This window comes from Azonexus sp., from assembly GCF_036170495.1.
GTDB lineage: Bacteria > Pseudomonadota > Gammaproteobacteria > Burkholderiales > Rhodocyclaceae > Azonexus.
Map to the genome: position 1 here is coordinate 1 of NZ_JAVHPH010000063.1, position 1,226 is coordinate 1,226.

Sequence of the window (1,226 nt, forward strand, 5' to 3'; positions counted from 1 at the left end):
CGACGTCGATCTTGCCGCCATGTTTTTCGATGATGCCGTAGGAAACGGACAGGCCGAGGCCGGTGCCCTTGCCGATCGGCTTGGTCGTAAAGAAGGGGTCGAAAATGCGGGCCAGGATTTCCGGCGGGATGCCGCTCCCGGTGTCACTGACCGACACCCACACCATGTCATCGGCGGTACCGCTCTTCAACGTGATTTTGCCCTTCTGGGGAATAGCCTGGGCGGCATTGACCAGCAGGTTCATGAAGACCTGGTTGATCTGCGACGGCCGGCACTCGACCTGAGGTAGCGTGCCGTAATCGCGGATAACCTCGGCCTTGTATTTGATTTCGTTGGAAACCACGTTGAGGGTACTCTCCAGGCCGGCATGGAGATCGACCCACTCCATACCGATCTCGCCGGTCCGCGAAAAATCACGCAGATCCTGGACGATCTGGCGAACCCGGGTGGCGCCGTCGATCGACTCGGCAATCAGGGCACCGATGTCCTCGCGCAGAAAATCAAGGTCGGCCTTACGCTTCAGCGCCTCCATGTTTTTTCTGATCTCGGGGCTGCTGGCCAGCAGCGGCTCGACGGTGGTGGTCACATCCTCAATCAGGCTCATCAGTTGATTGACGTAGTTTTTCAGCGTGCCCAGGTTGGAATTGACGAAGCCGATCGGATTGTTGATTTCGTGAGCCACGCCAGCCGCCAACTGGCCGATCGAGGCGAGCTTTTCCGACTGATGCAACTGGTCGTGGGCCTCCTCCAGCTTCACGATCAGGATGCGCTGCTCTTCCTTTTCGCTCTGCAGCGCCTGGTTGACCCGCTCGTTCTCGCGCAGCGCCGCCTCCAGTTGCTGGGTGCGTTCACGGACCTGGTTTTCGAGCGCCACGCCCGACTGGAAGGCGCTGAAATCCGAGACTTTCGCGCTCATGTCACGTTCTGCCCGGTTCATCAGGGCAGTTACCATCTTGTTGAGGCGAACGATTTCGCGCTGCAGTGCCGCTTCCTGCGGCGAAGCGTTGGCGGCGACCGGATCAGTCATGTTTTTCCTCAGGAGCAGCGCCAATGGCAATGCCGGTGAAGGTCTGGTTAATGTGGACGCCGCCAAACTGTTCGCCGTAGGTGCTGAAGCCGACCGTGTTGTTACGCTGGAACAGTTCGCCGACCTTGTCTTTGAGGTTTTTCTGGGTGATTTCCAGATTGCGCAGGATGCAGTCGCAGCCAAGGGTCAGGGCCGGCTG

The 1,226-nt window shown here is 59.1% G+C and carries 1 protein-coding gene and 1 pseudogene; both read right to left on the minus strand.

Annotated features, from left to right (window positions below):
- On the minus strand, positions 1-1,027 hold a 1,027-nt coding region (locus tag ADADOO_RS02095), incomplete at its 3' end, for an ATP-binding protein (RefSeq protein WP_511274587.1).
- A pseudogene (locus tag ADADOO_RS02100) lies at positions 1,020-1,226 on the minus strand (FIST domain containing protein); the annotation flags it as partial. The gene ADADOO_RS02095 and the pseudogene ADADOO_RS02100, both read right to left, overlap by 8 nt.